General features: G+C 53.7%; 13 protein-coding genes and 4 pseudogenes. 7 read left to right on the top strand and 10 right to left on the bottom strand.

What is annotated here, in order from left to right; translation table 11 throughout:
* Positions 1–96 precede the first annotated feature (96 nt).
* Both GHO41_RS09570 and GHO41_RS09565 read left to right on the top strand, forming a co-directional pair.
* Positions 97–330, top strand: a pseudogene (locus GHO41_RS09570) (LexA family protein); the annotation flags it as partial.
* Positions 323–1,053 (top strand): annotated as a pseudogene (locus GHO41_RS09565) (DUF4113 domain-containing protein). The pseudogenes GHO41_RS09570 and GHO41_RS09565, both read left to right, overlap by 8 nt.
* A gap of 65 nt (positions 1,054–1,118) precedes the next feature.
* Here GHO41_RS09565 and GHO41_RS09560 read toward each other — a convergent pair.
* From GHO41_RS09560 to GHO41_RS09540, 5 genes and pseudogenes are all read right to left on the bottom strand, one after another.
* Positions 1,119–1,391: a DUF3077 domain-containing protein gene (locus tag GHO41_RS09560; protein WP_048370536.1), complete on the bottom strand. Its 273-nt coding sequence runs from the start codon at positions 1,389–1,391 to the stop codon at positions 1,119–1,121.
* 402 nt (positions 1,392–1,793) lie between these two features.
* On the bottom strand, positions 1,794–2,708 hold the full coding sequence (locus tag GHO41_RS09555) for a hypothetical protein (protein ID WP_153433432.1): 915 nt from the start codon (positions 2,706–2,708) through the stop codon (positions 1,794–1,796).
* A 2-nt stretch (positions 2,709–2,710) separates the two neighbouring features.
* Positions 2,711–2,971: a hypothetical protein gene (locus tag GHO41_RS09550; protein WP_053225252.1), complete on the bottom strand. Its 261-nt coding sequence runs from the start codon at positions 2,969–2,971 to the stop codon at positions 2,711–2,713.
* A gap of 38 nt (positions 2,972–3,009) precedes the next feature.
* Positions 3,010–3,303, bottom strand: a complete 294-nt coding sequence (locus tag GHO41_RS09545; protein ID WP_048370532.1) for a hypothetical protein — start codon at positions 3,301–3,303, stop codon at positions 3,010–3,012.
* Positions 3,300–4,775: pseudogene (locus GHO41_RS09540) on the bottom strand (conjugative transfer ATPase); the annotation flags it as partial. The gene GHO41_RS09545 and the pseudogene GHO41_RS09540, both read right to left, overlap by 4 nt.
* Here GHO41_RS09540 and GHO41_RS30295 point away from each other — a divergent pair.
* The 3 genes and pseudogenes from GHO41_RS30295 to GHO41_RS09530 all read left to right on the top strand — a co-directional run.
* Positions 4,767–4,883: pseudogene (locus GHO41_RS30295) on the top strand (LysR family transcriptional regulator); the annotation flags it as partial. The pseudogenes GHO41_RS09540 and GHO41_RS30295 overlap by 9 nt on opposite strands.
* A 453-nt stretch (positions 4,884–5,336) precedes the next feature.
* The gene (locus tag GHO41_RS09535; protein ID WP_048370528.1) at positions 5,337–5,672 is read left to right on the top strand and encodes a hypothetical protein; all 336 of its coding nucleotides are present in this window, start codon (positions 5,337–5,339) and stop codon (positions 5,670–5,672) included.
* A gap of 669 nt (positions 5,673–6,341) precedes the next feature.
* On the top strand, positions 6,342–7,043 hold the full coding sequence (locus GHO41_RS09530; protein ID WP_153433430.1) for a LuxR family transcriptional regulator: 702 nt from the start codon (positions 6,342–6,344) through the stop codon (positions 7,041–7,043).
* A gap of 32 nt (positions 7,044–7,075) precedes the next feature.
* On the opposite strand, the gene GHO41_RS09525 is transcribed toward GHO41_RS09530, so the two are convergent.
* The 4 genes from GHO41_RS09525 to GHO41_RS09510 form a co-directional block, all read right to left on the bottom strand.
* Positions 7,076–7,282, bottom strand: coding sequence for a hypothetical protein (locus GHO41_RS09525; protein WP_153433429.1), 207 nt, complete (start codon positions 7,280–7,282; stop codon positions 7,076–7,078).
* 308 nt (positions 7,283–7,590) lie between these two features.
* On the bottom strand, positions 7,591–7,992 hold the full coding sequence (locus GHO41_RS09520) for a DUF3757 domain-containing protein (RefSeq protein WP_153433428.1): 402 nt from the start codon (positions 7,990–7,992) through the stop codon (positions 7,591–7,593).
* Positions 7,993–8,470: 478 nt separating this feature from the next.
* A complete protein-coding gene (locus tag GHO41_RS09515) occupies positions 8,471–9,307 on the bottom strand; it encodes a nitrilase family protein (RefSeq protein ID WP_153433427.1) in 837 nt (278 codons plus the stop codon).
* Between the two features lie 19 nt (positions 9,308–9,326).
* Complete coding sequence (locus GHO41_RS09510; protein WP_256678706.1) at positions 9,327–10,829, bottom strand: cytosine permease; 1,503 nt, start codon at positions 10,827–10,829, stop codon at positions 9,327–9,329.
* Positions 10,830–11,126: 297 nt separating this feature from the next.
* Here GHO41_RS09510 and GHO41_RS09505 point away from each other — a divergent pair, with 297 nt between their 5' ends.
* A complete protein-coding gene (locus GHO41_RS09505; RefSeq protein WP_153433426.1) occupies positions 11,127–12,041 on the top strand; it encodes a LysR family transcriptional regulator in 915 nt (304 codons plus the stop codon).
* 4 nt (positions 12,042–12,045) lie between these two features.
* On the opposite strand, the gene GHO41_RS09500 is transcribed toward GHO41_RS09505, so the two are convergent.
* Positions 12,046–12,948 carry a LysR family transcriptional regulator gene (locus GHO41_RS09500; RefSeq protein ID WP_153330155.1) on the bottom strand — a complete coding sequence of 301 codons (903 nt, stop codon included), beginning with the start codon at positions 12,946–12,948 and terminating at the stop codon, positions 12,046–12,048.
* Positions 12,949–13,387: 439 nt separating this feature from the next.
* Here GHO41_RS09500 and GHO41_RS09495 point away from each other — a divergent pair, with 439 nt between their 5' ends.
* Complete coding sequence (locus tag GHO41_RS09495; RefSeq protein WP_153433425.1) at positions 13,388–14,596, top strand: pyridoxal phosphate-dependent aminotransferase; 1,209 nt, start codon at positions 13,388–13,390, stop codon at positions 14,594–14,596.
* Positions 14,597–15,098 lie beyond the last annotated feature (502 nt).

Here is a 15,098-nt window from a genome sequence, read left to right as displayed (position 1 = left end):
GATGTTCCTCTCGTCTAAATCTCATGCGGACGTATTTCTCAGATCTGTCCTACGCGGTTAACTGTATATTAATACAGTTAATTAAAGGCGCGCGTCATGAGCTTCACTCTTTTAGGTCCTCTCGTGGAGGGCGGAGTTCCTATACCGCTGTGTTTGTTCAAGATTCCGGCCGGGCTTCCGTCACCGGCGGCGGATCATATCGAGCAGGCGATTTCTTTGGATGAAGTGCTCAATGTTCGCGCGCCGCATGTTTATCTGGCGTCTATCGATGGCGACAGCATGCAAGGGATCGGGATTTTTTCAGGGGATTTGGCGGTGATCGATCGCTCCGGTTTTCGCGCTGATCGACTGCAAAAGCTTCTATGCCAGTTGCGAGCGGGTGTTCAGGCCGGATTTGGCCAAAGTCCCCATCGTGGTGCTCAGCAATAACGATGGCTGTGTGATCGCCCGCAGTTGTGACGCCAAGCCGTTTGTGACAATGGGCGAGCCGTATTTTCAGATCAAGCAGCGGTTGGAGCAGCACGGCATTATTGCGTTCTCTTCGAACTATGCGCTATATGGCGGCATGAGCGAGCGGGTCATGAGCCTGATTGAATCGATGGTGCCAGCGGCGGAGGTCTACAGCATTGATGAGTCGTTCGCCGACTTTACGGGCCTTCCGGACGCCACCGCCATGGGGCGGGCGTTGCGCGCCAGGATCCTGAAGTGCACGGGTATTCCTGTCGGGGTGGGAATCGGCCCCTCTTGACCAAGGCTGCTGTCGAAGCGCTCACCCATGTTTTTCAGCCCGGGTTCAAATACAGCAAGGCTGAGGTGTTGCTCATGGATCTACGGCAACCGGGCGAGTTCTCTGATGATCTGTTTGCGGTTAATCAGCCCGCAGAGGCGACCAGGGTGATGGCCGTTCTGGATCAAATTAACGCGCGATGGGGCCGGGGCACGCTACGGGCTGCCAGTGTGCCCAGCAAGCCGGATTGGGGCATGCGCAGGGAAATGATGAGTCAAAGCTATACGACCCGGCTGGATCAATTGTGGCGACTGTCGTGTCATTAGCCGCAGGACACAACCCCACCCGGTAGCGATGGGGCTGCCCATGGGCTGACGCTAAACCCATACCGCTACGGTACGTCTTGCAGCCCCAAGGTCACGTCGTCAATGATCGCTTTCGCCATCTCGCTGAGGTAGTGCGACGCCCAGCGCATGGTTTCGTGGCCATCGTCCATGGCGCCCAGGTAAGAGAGCGTGTTGACGCAGTTCAACAGCAAAGAGGCATGTTGCAGGGCTTCTTCACCTGAGACACCGGCAATGACGCTGAACAGGCGCTGGTTCTCTGCGTTGCAGGTGCCAAAGGTGGCGCCGCCAACGGTTTTGATCAATGGTGAGACGTTCATAAGGCACCTCGTTTCGCATCGAGGAGTTGGACGTTGTGCAGGGCGACAGTACGCGTCGGGCATTTTTTGAACGGATTGAGAGCGTGCATCTGGCATTACTCCTATTGTTGAGGAGCTGCCACGAACCGCCGTCAAACGATTTAGGGTGGCAGCTGTGCGCAGGTTGACGGACCGGGACAATAGGAAACCCGGCAGACCCGAAGGTCTCCCACGCACAGCCGCCATTAACGAAGATGCGGACGCAAAAAAAGCGCCTGCAATCGTAACGGGGGCGCCTGTGCGCCTATTGTTAATCGGGCCGTCAAACCCGTTCGCTGATGTGCAGCGACGTCGGAAGGTTAACGCTCAGGTCCTTAAAGTGCAACCGCGTGCGGGTGTGCTGCTCCAGCTCATTCTTTGCACCTACGACTTACCACTCAGAATTTTCTGGGCCATGGCAACCAGCTCCTTTTTACGAGGGCGATAAGCGCGGTCTTCTGACACGTTAATAAGCGCCAGGAAGTGGTCGGGATCAAAGGTGATCACCTGCTCATACAGCTCCACGTTGACTTTTTTGCGCTGGGTGAAAACGACCATTTTCATGGTCTCGGTGATTACATTGTCGGTACTGGTGATGGTGTGGTGGATGTAGCTCACATTGATGTTCAGGAAGTCTTTATCGTTTTTAGGTCTTAAGACGCCTTTCTGGCCACCCTCGGCATCTATCTGCGCTTCAGGCAGGTGTTCACGCAATGCCTTCAGCAGAGCTGGATTGTTATGAACCCGCTGCCGGGTGATGGATTTGGCATTGGCCATGTAGGCGAAAATCCACGGGACGTTGAGCAGGGTCGCGGCTTTGTAGAGATGCCCTTGATGATCGCGGTAACTGTTCAACATACGTTCGGCAAAGGCGTTGCCGATTTTTATCCCTGTCGATTCTTCGATCATGTAAATCACTTGGTCAAAGTGATTGATCAGCAGATTTAAAATACTGATAGCGATCTTAGAACCCGGCGTTCTCCGGCCATCACGGTCAGGGTTTCGGTCGGGGTTGGAGTAAGGGCAAAACTCATACGACTCATGATCGTATTCGGCCAGGTAAGTCACTGACTTTGAGTAGTGCTTGGCGTAGGGGTCTGGTGTATGGGCCAGCTTTTTGTAGAGGCCGAGGATCTGGATAGGATTTTCGCAGGCCGGGCACACCGCAAAGTGTAACGACCCTTTCCCGGGCTTGCCTGCCTGGTAGTAGGGTGCTTCTTTCAGTGTGTCGCGCTCAAAGTTTGTCACCGTAATTTTTGTATGGGTTGTTTGGCCCACCTTGGTTTTATACACATCCATCTTCAGATCCTCAGCTTGAGTTCGTAGCGCTGATGCAATTGCACCCACCATTCGACGGGCAGCGTGGGAACGCCTCCATGGTGTTCTGCGAGCTGCAGGCACTGCAACAAGGTGGTAAGTGGCAGTGAAAATTCGTGATGAGCGTCTTTAAGCGCAAAAAACATCTCTTCTTCGCACGTGGGGCAGGCTGATTTATCAGGGGTTTCAGCGTTTTTTTGAACCATCGAATTCAAGCACTGAGTCGGGTTTTTGGGGCCTTTCATGGGGCTTTCTCCTGAACGCTATTTGGTTAAAAACTATTTCAAACCGAAGCATCGCCGCGCGCGCCCACCAATCCATGTCTGCTGAGTGCCTCAAACAACGCGGTCTGCGCGCCTGATGCTTGCGGATGGTCTCTCAGCCAACTTTCAAGCACGGCTCGTAATTGGCCTTGAATATCGCGACGGTCAACGGCCCGGTTGAGTACTTCCTGCAATTGTTCGATCAGCACGGGGGCGCAGACTTCGAGGGTGTGCAAAGCGTCTTCACCCGGTTGTTGAAGCAACTGTGTGAGGCTTTCGATCAAGTTCTGGGTCAGGGTGTTGAGTGTTCTCATACCGGAGGCTCCAAGGCCGTGGTGGGGGCAGGGAAGGTGATGCTGTGAGGTTCGATGCCGCGCAGCCGGTCGATGCGGGCAGCAATGTGGATGGCGGCGTCCAGTTCGTTGAGCCCGAGGCTTTGCATCACGTCGTAGCGTTCTTTCTTTTCTTCGGGCTCGGTCATGGCCAGCGCTAAATAGAGGCTGGGCGGTACCGCGCGGAACAGCACTTCCATGCTTTTGGACAGGAGTACGCCCTCGGTGTATTTGCCGCTCTCCTTGCGTGCCGACAGCATCAGGGCTTTTTGCGCGGGGCTCAGTTCGCGGAATTTGGAGATTTTTTCCACTTCATCCGGCGGCATGTTCAGGCAGATCCACCACTCGATCATGTTCAACATCGGTGCGGCCGCAGGCGGCAGGTCATCGACGTTCTGGGTGGCCAGCCAGAACCAGGCGCCCAGCTTTCGCCACATTTTGGTGATCTTGACCACGTAGGGTGAGAGCAGCGGGTTTTTGGTGATGATGTGGCCCTCATCCGTCAGTTTGACGATGGGGCGGCCTTTGTATTGATCGCTCTCGGCCAGGTTGTTGATGGTGTTGAGCAGCGAGATGTAGGCGATCGACAGTTGCGCGTTGTAGCCCTCGCGCGCATAGGTCGCCAGATCGACAATAGTGATGTCGGCCTCGGGCCAAGGCGTCCCTTCGCGGTTGAAGATGTCGCCATCGGCGCCCATGCAAAACAGGTCCATGGACTCGGCCATTTCCTGCATGCGATTGCGCCGGGTTTCAGGTGAGTCTTCAACCTGGGCGGCGGCTTTGAGTGCGTCGCGAATGTCTTGGGTCAGCACCGAACGGCCAGCATGGGCGCAGGTTTTAGCCGCCGCCAGAATGCTGTGGCGGATGGCGCTGCGGTCGGCTCGGGTCAGGCGTTCTTCTTCCTTGGGCTCGCCGCCGGTAATCATCAGGCGAGCAGCGATTTCCAGTTCGCCCAGAATGTCGCGTTGCTCATCCTGGCTGCTGGTGTGGGCGTCAGACGACTCGACATCGTCAGGTGCCAATACCTTGATCGGGTCTGAGCTTTGCACCAGACGTATGGCATCAGCAAAGGGCGCCAGGCTGACCCCGGAACCCGGACTCAGCTTTACCCGATTCACCGTCAGCCCCAGGCGCTTGGCCAGATCGCAGATAAGCCCGAAGCTGTTACCGGCTTCGACAATAAACAAGCGCGGGCGGTACATCGCAATCAGTTGGCTGATGAGGCTGCACAAGGTCGCTGATTTACCGGCGCCGGTTGGGCCGAACACGAACAGATGGGCGTCCATTTGCCGATCTAGCTTGTTCAGCGGGTCAAAGGTCAGCGGAGCGCCGCCCCGATTGAAAAAGGCCAGGCCGGGATGGCCGGTGCCGGTGGCGCGCCCCCACACAGGGGCCAGATTGGCAATGTGCTGGGCGAACATCAACTGCGTGTACCAGTCCAGCGCGCGGCGCCTTTAGGGTTCGTTGAAGACGGCTCATGCTATTGCCTGTTGTCCCCAGTTGCGCCTAAACCAGGCAGCTTGGAAATGGATTTACTTAAATGGTTGCAGGCCTTGGGCTGAGGCTATCCACCAACGCCAAGAGCCGGTCGCGACATTTGCTATGCGCAATCAAACGTCAGCGACGCGCTTTCTCGCCAGCGAGGACGAGAACGCCCAGATAGCCATCCCGAGTCCGCTGTGGAACAGCAGAGGAGCCTAAAGATTGATATCTGCGTGAACGCCTGTAGCGAAGAGGCGAGGTCCTTAATGGCTGGGAAGAAATTGATGATTTGGATTGACCTGCTCGGCAACTGCAGTGCAACCAAAGAGGAGTACAGGGTGATGGGCAGCACAGCCCACCCATGCTTCCACGTTCTCAGGCTTGATCGCAGGTTTTGCGTGGGTGATGTGTCGAAATTCTATATAGCTATCAGCGATAAAAATGAGTAGCAAAGCTGTCAAAAGCTTCAGCCCTTAGGGTAGAGTGCCGCCGCCCGATAATTGGATTCGGGTTCTATTGAATGGAGTAACACCGTGAAGATCGTTAGTAAAACCCTCGCTTCTGCTGTATGTGTTTTGGCTCTTGCAGGTTGTACCGGTACGGCTATGAAGACTCATCAGTACGATAGCAACCAGTACACCGTCGTAGGCCACAGTGAAGCGAGCGCTACGGGTGTGATGCTTTTCGGTCTGATTCCTATTGGTCAGAACAGCCGTTTTGTCCGCGCGCAGACATCTGCAATCCAGGCCAAGGGCGGCGATGCGCTGATTAATACTCAAGTCCAGGAAAAGTGGTTTTGGGCATGGGTTCTGAACGGCTACACCACCACCGTTTCCGGCGATGTGATTAAGCTGAAAACTGCTGAATAAGTAGCGTTTGGTTTAAGAAAGCCCGGTTTCCGGGCTTTCTTGTTTTTAGCGTTTGGAGATTCTGTGAGTTGAGTTAATCACGATGATGTTCCTGCATAGCCATTTTGTTATTACATCGGTCAGACCGTTGTCATGGTACAGACGCTTTCTCCAGCACCAGGCTGAGTGGGCTGCAGGGCAGGGTCATCGTCCATGACGCCCACGTTCGAATGGTGACACTGTTAAACAGTTAAGAGGCATAACGCCTGCTCGTATTTGGCAGTCTGTGTCCACATCACCTATGAGCGGATTTATCCATGGCCTGAGTATTTCAATGTTTACTGTGGCTGGCCAATTCTAAACTCTGGATATATAAATTAAACACAGTGGCTGCGTTGTTTCGGTCATTGCTATAGCGCCTTTTGATTCAGGCCATCCAAAAAGAGATGTAAGATCGCATTTTCCGCCGTCTTATATATTCAAATGGAGTCTATTTAATAGACGGCTGGGAAATAATTACGGATCGTTTTAAAAATTAAAAGAGTTAATGTACTTGGTTGTGTTGAGTAGAGGGGTAAACGTATTAAACGCGATATTCTTATTATAAAAACTCCTTGCTGAATGTTTCATTTTCATTAAAAATGAATTCGTAATGTGTGGTGCTTCCTGATGAGATAAGGAGTTCTGTTGATGGGTGAGTTGAATAACTATTTTAGAAGTGAAGAATACTCACAGGAGACTGCGTATTTATACAGCTATGCCGAGCGTGCCGTTTTGAATATGGGTTTTGACTATTTTATCTTTCGCATGATCATACCTACCTATCTGAGCAGTACTGGCGGTGCAGTGCTGACTAATATCCCCCCGGAAATCATGAAGCCGTATGAAGATAAGAATCAAGTAGAAGACAGCCCTATTATTCGTCATTGCCGCACCAGTTTATTGCCCATTATTTGGGGCGCTGAATCTTGTCCAAAACTTAAGGATCTGATTCAAAAAGAAACAGGCAGCTATGCATGGTCTCAAGCACTGCATGATCATACGTGTGTCTCAAGTCTGATAACGGTTATCAGGGCTCATAACACCATCTCGGATCAAGATATTGTTGAAAAAGGCGGCAGCGTGATGTTGCTGTGTTCAAAGCTTCATACGTACTTTATGGATGCTTACCTCTCTGATTCAGATCGTTATAACAGGTTGCTCAAAATCACTGTAAGAGAACGTGAAATATTGAATTATTACGGGCAAGGGAAAACCGCTTCGGAAATTGGGATGGTGTTATCTATTTCGTCCAGGACCGTAAATTTTCATCTGAACAGTATCTACACAAAGCTAGGTGTTTCGAACAGTAAAGAGTCTCTCGTCCTTGCTGTTAAGTTTGGTCTTATCTAAAACGGCCGTTAGCGGTTTGTCTCGCAATTGCACTAATGCAGTGTTACCACACTGCCGTCTTCGCATAATCTAATTCGGGACAACGATTTTTTCAGGCTTTTGAGGGAAGACTCAAGCGCTTCAGCTTTATCATCACGGCCTTCAACAGTCTGTTGAGTCGCGGTCTCTTCAATTTTTTTTGCGGCTTCGTTAAGACGCTCGTGCACGAGAGTCAGCCTGGTTTTTATTTTTTTCTGCATGGTAAAGGTTCCGGAAAATTCACCCGTACTGACAAGCGCCCGATACAGGACGAGACATTCGTTGTTGAGTTACGGGTATAGAGAAATGCTGATGCGGAGTGTCAGATGGGATCGGCCGAGTTTGCGTGCGGCTACTGCGTATCCCTGAAGATAAAGGTTGATAGGAGTAGTGATATAGCTATAAGAATGGCGCCGTGCTTTCAGTCTTGCTTTTCATGGGGATGTACTAAGCCCAATGAAAAGCAAGCTGTTGATGTAAAGCGGCTGACCAAGGACAGGTCAATTATCTAGCCAGGACAGAACACCCATTACTCGAAAGTACAGAGTTTCTGGTTGTTCTCTTTACATTCATTGTCTTTCCACGCTGTACCAATAGGTTTGGGAGCAGCTTGAGTTGTCAGGGACAATCTCACGCCTTCGTCGTTTTTACCTTCATAGTCACAGGCCACGAATGTTTTTGTTTTACCCGTAGTTTTCTCAGTAATTGTGCGGATTGCCGCCATTTTAAAGGTGACGTTTTTCAGAACAGTATCATCAACTCTCGGGTCCTCACCCATCCACTGCTGTCCATTGGGAGCTGCTGCTGTATACATGATGGTCTGTTTAATATCACTGACTGCCGGGCATGCAGTGGTGGCCGCATAAGCGTTACCCATCAATGCCATCATAGTAATGATACCGGCGGACATTTTTGTCAGGCTTTTAGTCATGTTTGTTGCTCCGAGTCTTATGGGATACGATTTTTAGTTGTTTTACGTCTGTGAAGGCAGTCGGAGTGAGGAGAACAACAGTGCAGTAAACATACTTAAACTCAGTACCTGCTGGTAAACCAATGCTATAAACATCTGGCGTCAAGTTAATGCTTGCCCGCTAGCGGGTAAGCCGAACTATAGTCAGCGATACATGAGGGTTCAGTACCTTGTTTCCTCGCGTCGATATAAAGCGCTCTTCAAGTGTGACTAGTGAGTTACTTGTTGAAGAGGTATTAGGTTAGGCGCTCGGATTGAGTGGCGTCTACTGTGATAAATAACAGGTCGTTAAAAATACTTATGAGGATATTCAGCATTCTGAATGAGAGGGGCGGCCGTTCAAAGCATGTGGGGCAGTTAATCGTAGAGTAGGCACCAGGCCTGACACGGGTTGTGTCAGGCCCAATCGTAATTTAAGCAAGCAGTTGAATAGCCTGTATCACCCCACGCTCGCATAAAGCTGTGGCCGACGGTCCCCATGCAAGTCGTTAAGTTTACTGATGTGTTTGTTGTGCGCTTCAGAGAGGTTCATCGTCGCCAGCAATAGTTGCTCACCTGCCAGTTCCGTCGGGCCTGCCAGTGGGTAGCCGTCGGCGTCGACGATCACTGAGCCCTGCACCCAGCCAACCCCTCGCTCGTGGCCATGGCGATCGCAGGCGGCGATGAACAAGCGGTTGACGGAGGCATTGGCCTGGACACGCACCACTTCTGCCGGGCGTTCTCTTTCCGGTCGTGGGCCGTCGGGCCAATTGACCGGCGCGCAGAGCAGTTGCGCCCCGGCCAATGCGGGCAGGCGTACCCACTCCGGGAACTCCAGGTCATAACAAATCATCATGCTGATTCGCCCAAATGCGGCTTCTACCACCGGAGGCGGCGCGTTGCCGGCGCTGAAAATCGCGTTTTCCTCGTCCCACAAGTGAGCCTTGCGGTACACCGCACGCAGGCCTTGAGCGTCAATCATCGCGGCGCTATTGGCCAACTGATCAGCCCCCAGCCGCTCGCAAAACCCTGCAACGATGAGGATGTTCAGCTCCTTGGCCAGTGCTTTCCATAAGTTGATGGCTGGCCCATCGGTGGGCTCGGAAAGTGACAGCGCTTCACTGCGGTCATGGAAGAGGTAGCCGCTTTGTACCAGTTCGGGGAGCACCACAATCTGGGCGCCGGCCGAGGCTGCCTGGCGGATGACCCGCTCGGTGAGCGTTCGGTTGTAGGCAAGGTCACCGATCTTTGGTGCCACTTGGCAGCACGCAACGGTGACATTGTTGGCTCTGTTCATTTACCCGGTTTCCTGTTCTTTAAGGCTCAGACGGTGTCGACGTTTGGCTCATTGAGACGATGTCGCTTTCGCTAATGGCGTCGATCACCCGGCGTTCGTACGCAAGGTCAATCGAGCGGCTGAGCGCGTAATAGACGAGCCCGGACACCAGCAGCCCAACCATCCAGGCAATGTCCACGCCGTTCAGCAGACGCGCCAGAGGGCCGACAAAAATCTCTTGGTTGGCAGTGGCATCGACGATGTAGAAAAACGGCACCATGGCTGCGAAGCCCAGCAGGTAGGCAACAATCCCGCGAAATTGCCAGGCGCCATAAATGCCGTGGGGTGTGAAGAAGTGCGGGATTGCGTAACGGCCTTTGCGCACGAAGAAGTAATCCACCAGATTGACGGCAGTCCAGGGCACCAGGAAGTACAGCAACACGACCAGAAAGGTGTTCAACAGCGCGACACTGTCACCTTTGATCGACAGCACGCAGGTCAACACGATGACGCTGATGGCGAAGATCGATACCACGCGGGCTTGCGGCGTCGGTGTGATTTTTTTGATGGAGTCGACCCCCGTCAGCAACGTCAACATGGCGCTGTAGGTATTGAGCGCAATGATTGGCAGAAAACCGACGACCGAGATCAGCACCAAGACATTGCCCAACCCCGGGAAGACCGAAGAGCCCACCTGATTCAGCGCGACCAAGGCATCAGTGGCTTGCAACTGCTGTGAAAGCCAGGCACCGAGGCCGATCATCCACCCGCCGGACAAGGATGCACCGAGAAACACCGCTGCGATCAGTTTGGGCCTGCTGGTGTTTTTCGGGAGATAACGGGAATAGTCCGAGACATACGGCGCGTAAGAAATGTTGTAGCTGGCACCGATAGCAAACAGGGTGGCAAATGCGACCCAGTTGAAGCCAAGGTTGCTGGCTGGCGCCACGGCCTCGCTTTGGCCTGTGCCCAGCATCAAGGCGATGGTGACGAGCGTATAGAGAGGCAACGTGGCCAGCAGCGCCCACTTGAACGCTTTGTGCATAAGGTCGTGGCCATAGACAGAGAGCAATGCGCCGATGAGCACGACGGCGGTGGCCACCATGGTCGGGTCAAAACCAAAGACATGTTTGAGGCCGTCGATGATCAGTGAAATATTCACCACGTTGAAGCCGACAAACACGAACATCGTCGCCACCAGGGCGAGGATCACCCCGCGGTAGCCAAACTGCGCCCGCGACTGGATCATTTGCGGCAGGCCCATCTCAGGCCCCTGGGAGCCATGGAAGGCCATAAAAATGGTGCCCAGCATGATCCCGAGCGTGCCCGCCAGCGCTGTCCACAGGGCCGAAAGCCCCAGGCTTGGGCCTACAAAGCCAATAGAAATGGTGAAAAAGTGGAAATTGCCCAAAAACCAGAAAGGGCCTTGGCTGCTGAGCTTGGCGTGCCGCTCGTTTTGCGGAATGTAATCGATCGAATGGCCTTCGATGGCCATCCCGTCGCTTGTTTTCAAGGTGCACGTGGGGCTCTTGGGGGCTGACATACGATTCTCCTTTTGCTGGAATCGACAGTGATCATTGTTTTTATAAGGTGAAGCTGTCAGTGCAGGCGGGCGGTTCCATCACCCTGTCTCTCAATCAGTAAAACTCCAGAACTCTGCGATGAGGTCGCCAAAAAACGTTGTGGCACGTGCACCAAAAACCGCCCTATCATCGCTCGCCATCAACGCGATGCAGTGCCGGTCCCTGGCAATGTAGGGGGCAAGTTCAAGCTGTTAAATATCAGAGGTCAACTGTTCACATAGGTGTTTATCTATGTAAACCGTTTACCAGGAGCGCGCATGTTAGGAACGGTATCGGAGCTGGATATACGCTTGATTAGGGTATTTCTGGCCGTTGTTGAAGCCGGGGGCATCTCTGCAGCGCAAACGGCGCTCAATACGACGCAGCCCACGATCAGCGCGCAATTGGCCACCTTGGAAGCCAGGCTGGGGTTTCGCCTGTGTGAGCGCGGGCGCGCGGGGTTTTCTGTCACGCCCAAAGGCCTGCAGTTCCTTGAGGCAGCGCGTCGCTTGATGGCCGCCACAGAAGGTTTTCGCATTGAGGTTCAGCACATCAATCGCAAAATTACCGGTAACGTCAATATCGGTTTGATGGGCCAGATCGACCCCGTGGCCAACAAGAAAATCGCCCTGGCCATCGCCCGCCTGCGATCCGAGCATGAAGGGCTGTACTTTCACTTTACTGAGCTGTCTTCCTCGCTTCTGGAAGAGAAGTTGATCAACGGGCATCTGGATCTGGCGATCGGCTACTTTTGGCGTCGGCTGCCTAATATCGACTATTTTTCTCTGTTTCAAGAGACGCAAATTGCCTATTGCGGGCCGTCTCATGTGCTTTTTGATCAAGTCGGAGCGCTCAGCAGCGAGGATGTTCGCGAGCATGACTGGGTCTGGCCCAGCCATCCGTTACCGGAAATGCCGGTTCCCACCTCCATTGAACGCTTGACCGCGCTCACCGACAGCATGGACGGGGCCGCCTTGTTGATTTTGTCAGGTCAGCATTTGGGCTTTCTTCCTCAGCATTACGCCGCCAAACATGAAGTGCTGGGGCAGTTGCATCCGCTTAACGCTGAGCAGTTACGTTATGAGGTCGGTTTTCATGCCGCCGTTCGACATTCCACGCGTCAGCATGATGTGGTGAGCGCCTTTCTGGCCGAGTTGACGGCTATTTTTGCGGTTGATTCGATTGTGGCGTGAGGCTTTACCCGGCGATCAAGAGCCTTGAAAAATCGCACAGCCTTTGCGCGATTACCCCAATATCCTGGCTGACGCCTATCCAGCGGCCAGGTCTGTAAAGGGCCACATAGTTAATGTTCGGTAATGGTGGCTCGCAGCGTATTTCGCTCAGGTCGCCTCTTTCCAGAAGATGCTGCAAACAACGCTTGGGTAAATAGGAAATACCCAGCCCGCACATGGTCAAACCGACTTGCGCGAGCAAGTTGCTCGCGGTCACGGTATTGGCGAAATACACGCTCTGATCCGAAAACCATTTTTGATAAAACAAGCCGGTACCTGATGAAGTCCCTTGGGCCAATAATTTTTGCTGGGAGAGTTCAAGCACGCTCCATGTTCGTTCGGTGTCCAGCAATCTGGGCGAGCACATCCAGGCAAACCCTACTGTTTGCAAGGCTACCGTGATGGATCTGGCGTCCGAGAATATATCCGGCACAACAACAAGGTCTAAATGGTCTTGTTCAAACTTGCGAAAGAGTTCTGCGCCGACCTCGACCACCGGTTCCAATTGCAGGCGAGGGTAGACCTCGCTCACGGCCTCGACCAATGACGGGAGCCAGGTCATGGCGGTCAGTTCTGTCACCCCGATGCGATACCGGCCCACCAGGATCGTTTTGTCGCTGACCTCACCCAGCATGTGGTCGCGCCGGTAGAGCAAGTCGGTGGCATGTTCGAGCAATAAAGAGCCTTTTGTGGTCAGTCGGGCCGTGCGTCGCGTGCGATCAAACATCGCCACGCTGAAGGTCTCTTCGAGTTCAACGATTCTTTTGGATATCGCTGATTGGGACATATTTAACTTGGTTGCCGCTGCTTCGAAACTGCCTAGCTGGGCAATCCAGTAAAGAGCCTCCAATTGCTTAAAAGTCACCATGTAGAGCAGCCTTGTTCAGGTGTTGCCGGGTGGAAGTTATGGCGAATGGCAGCCCGACAGTGTTGTTTAAACAGTGCTTTATTCAGCACCGGGGCCGCCTGAGATGAGACGATCCTTACATCGCCGGCCCGAACGTACAAGCGAGTTTTAAGCCTTAATAAACATCACTAAAAGCGATGAAAAATCATCATTTAATGTCGCTAAAAGTATTCTTGCGGGCAGCCTAAGATCGACCCCACGGTGATGATTGTCCATCGCTAAGGGTTCAGTTTCGTCTTCAGGTTGGTCCCCCCACTGTCCCTCTACGCAGCAAGCTGAACCTCAGCGCTGGCGGCATGACCGTAACGACACGTCAAGGCTGCGATCGACAGGGATCTGCTGATCTCTGTCGATCAACTCCGCTTTGGCTGACATCAGTTTGCGGCGAGAAAAAAATAAAATGAAAAACGCGTTTTTGTCCGAGCGGGTCCTGAGTATTGCCCCGTCCCCGAGTGTGGCTGCCAATGCCCTGGTGGCGCAGTTGCGGGCACAAGGTCAGGACATTGTGAACTTCACCGTGGGTGAGCCTGATCTCAACACGCCGGCGCATATCGTTGCGGCGGCGCGCGAGGCCATGGCGTCCGGCGATACTCATTACACCAGCACGCTGGGGACACCTTTGCTGCGCCATGCCATCGTGACCAAGCTGGCGCGTGACAATGCCCTGGAGTACAGCCTCGAAGAGGTGGTGGCCGGGTCGGGCGGCAAGCAAATTATTTTTGAAGCGCTGGCGGCCACCCTCAATCCTGACGACGAGGTCATCGTCCACACGCCTTACTGGGTTTCTTACCCCGATATCACTCGCCTGAATGGCGGCACGCCGGTCGTTATCCATGGTCATGAAAGCAACGGTTTCAAGCTGACCCCGGCTGAACTTGAAGACGCCATAACGCCACGGACCAAGTGGGTCATTCTGAACAGCCCGAACAATCCCAGCGGCGCTGTGTACAGCGTTGCCGAGCTGCAAGCACTGGCCCAAGTGCTTCGTGATCACCCCCATGTGCTGATCATGGCTGACGAAATCTATGAGCACTTTGTGTATGGCGATGAGCCCTATGTCTCATTCCCGGCCGCCGCTCCCGATCTCAAGGAACGCACCCTGATTGTTAATGGCGCCTCCAAAGGCTACGCGATGACAGGTTGGCGCCTGGGCTTCGGCGCGGGTCCGAAATGGCTGATTGCTGCGATTGGCAAGTTGCTGTCCCAGAGCACTACCTGCCCGAGCTCGATCAGCCAGGCGGCGGCGGTTGCGGCGTTCAGCGGAGATCAAGGTCCGGTCCAGGCAATGTCGACGCTCTACAAGGGCCGCCGGGACATCATGCTGGTTGCACTTGAAGGCGTGCCAGGCCTGACCTGGACCGTCCCGGACGGCGCTTTCTACGTATTCGTCAACGTCAAAGGGCTCCTGGGCAAGACCACCCCGCGTGGGCAGGTGCTGAACACCGACGGCGATGTCGTCAAGTACTGGCTGGAGGAGGCGGGCGTCGCCACGGTCGTGGGCGAGGCCTATGGCATCAGCCCCTACGTGCGGTTGTCCTTTGCCAGTGGCGAAGCGGTGATCCAGGACGGCTGCGCGCGAATTCGTCGTGCCTGTGAAGCGTTGCGCTGATCAGGACCACGTTGCTCAAAGGCACAGAATTATCACGCTGTAGGAGCTGCCGCAGGCTGCGATCTTTTGATCTTCAACATCAAAAGATCGCCGCCTGCGGCAGCTCCTACCAAAAATGAAATAAGTTATTGATTCTAAGGGCCCTGTAGGAGCGAGCTTGCCTCGCGATCTTTTGATCTTGATCTGGCTTTTGATCTAAGAGGCCCCGTTAAACCACGTTGTCCGAACGCAGGTGTTGCGCAGTGGCTAAGCCGCAGCAATAGATATGTACCCAAAAATACCGAGGTGGATGGTTTTACGGCTGCATGCAGCCGATCGCAGCCTTCGTACCTCGTCAGCGACTACAGTCACCTGTTTGCTACGCGACAGCGCGGCGTCGTAGACGGGGCGGCAACTCTTATCAAACACAACATAAGTTATTGATTCCTGAATTCATAGAATAAGCGCAACGCTTGAAACGAGAGGCAGAGAGCCAGCCACCGGTAGAATCCAGGCTCTCACA

The sequence above is a fragment of the Pseudomonas sp. FSL R10-0399 genome (assembly GCF_009600165.1).
Taxonomy (GTDB): domain Bacteria; phylum Pseudomonadota; class Gammaproteobacteria; order Pseudomonadales; family Pseudomonadaceae; genus Aquipseudomonas; species Aquipseudomonas helleri.
Note: the sequence above shows the minus strand (reverse complement) of the source record. Positions and strands in the feature narration are given on the sequence as shown.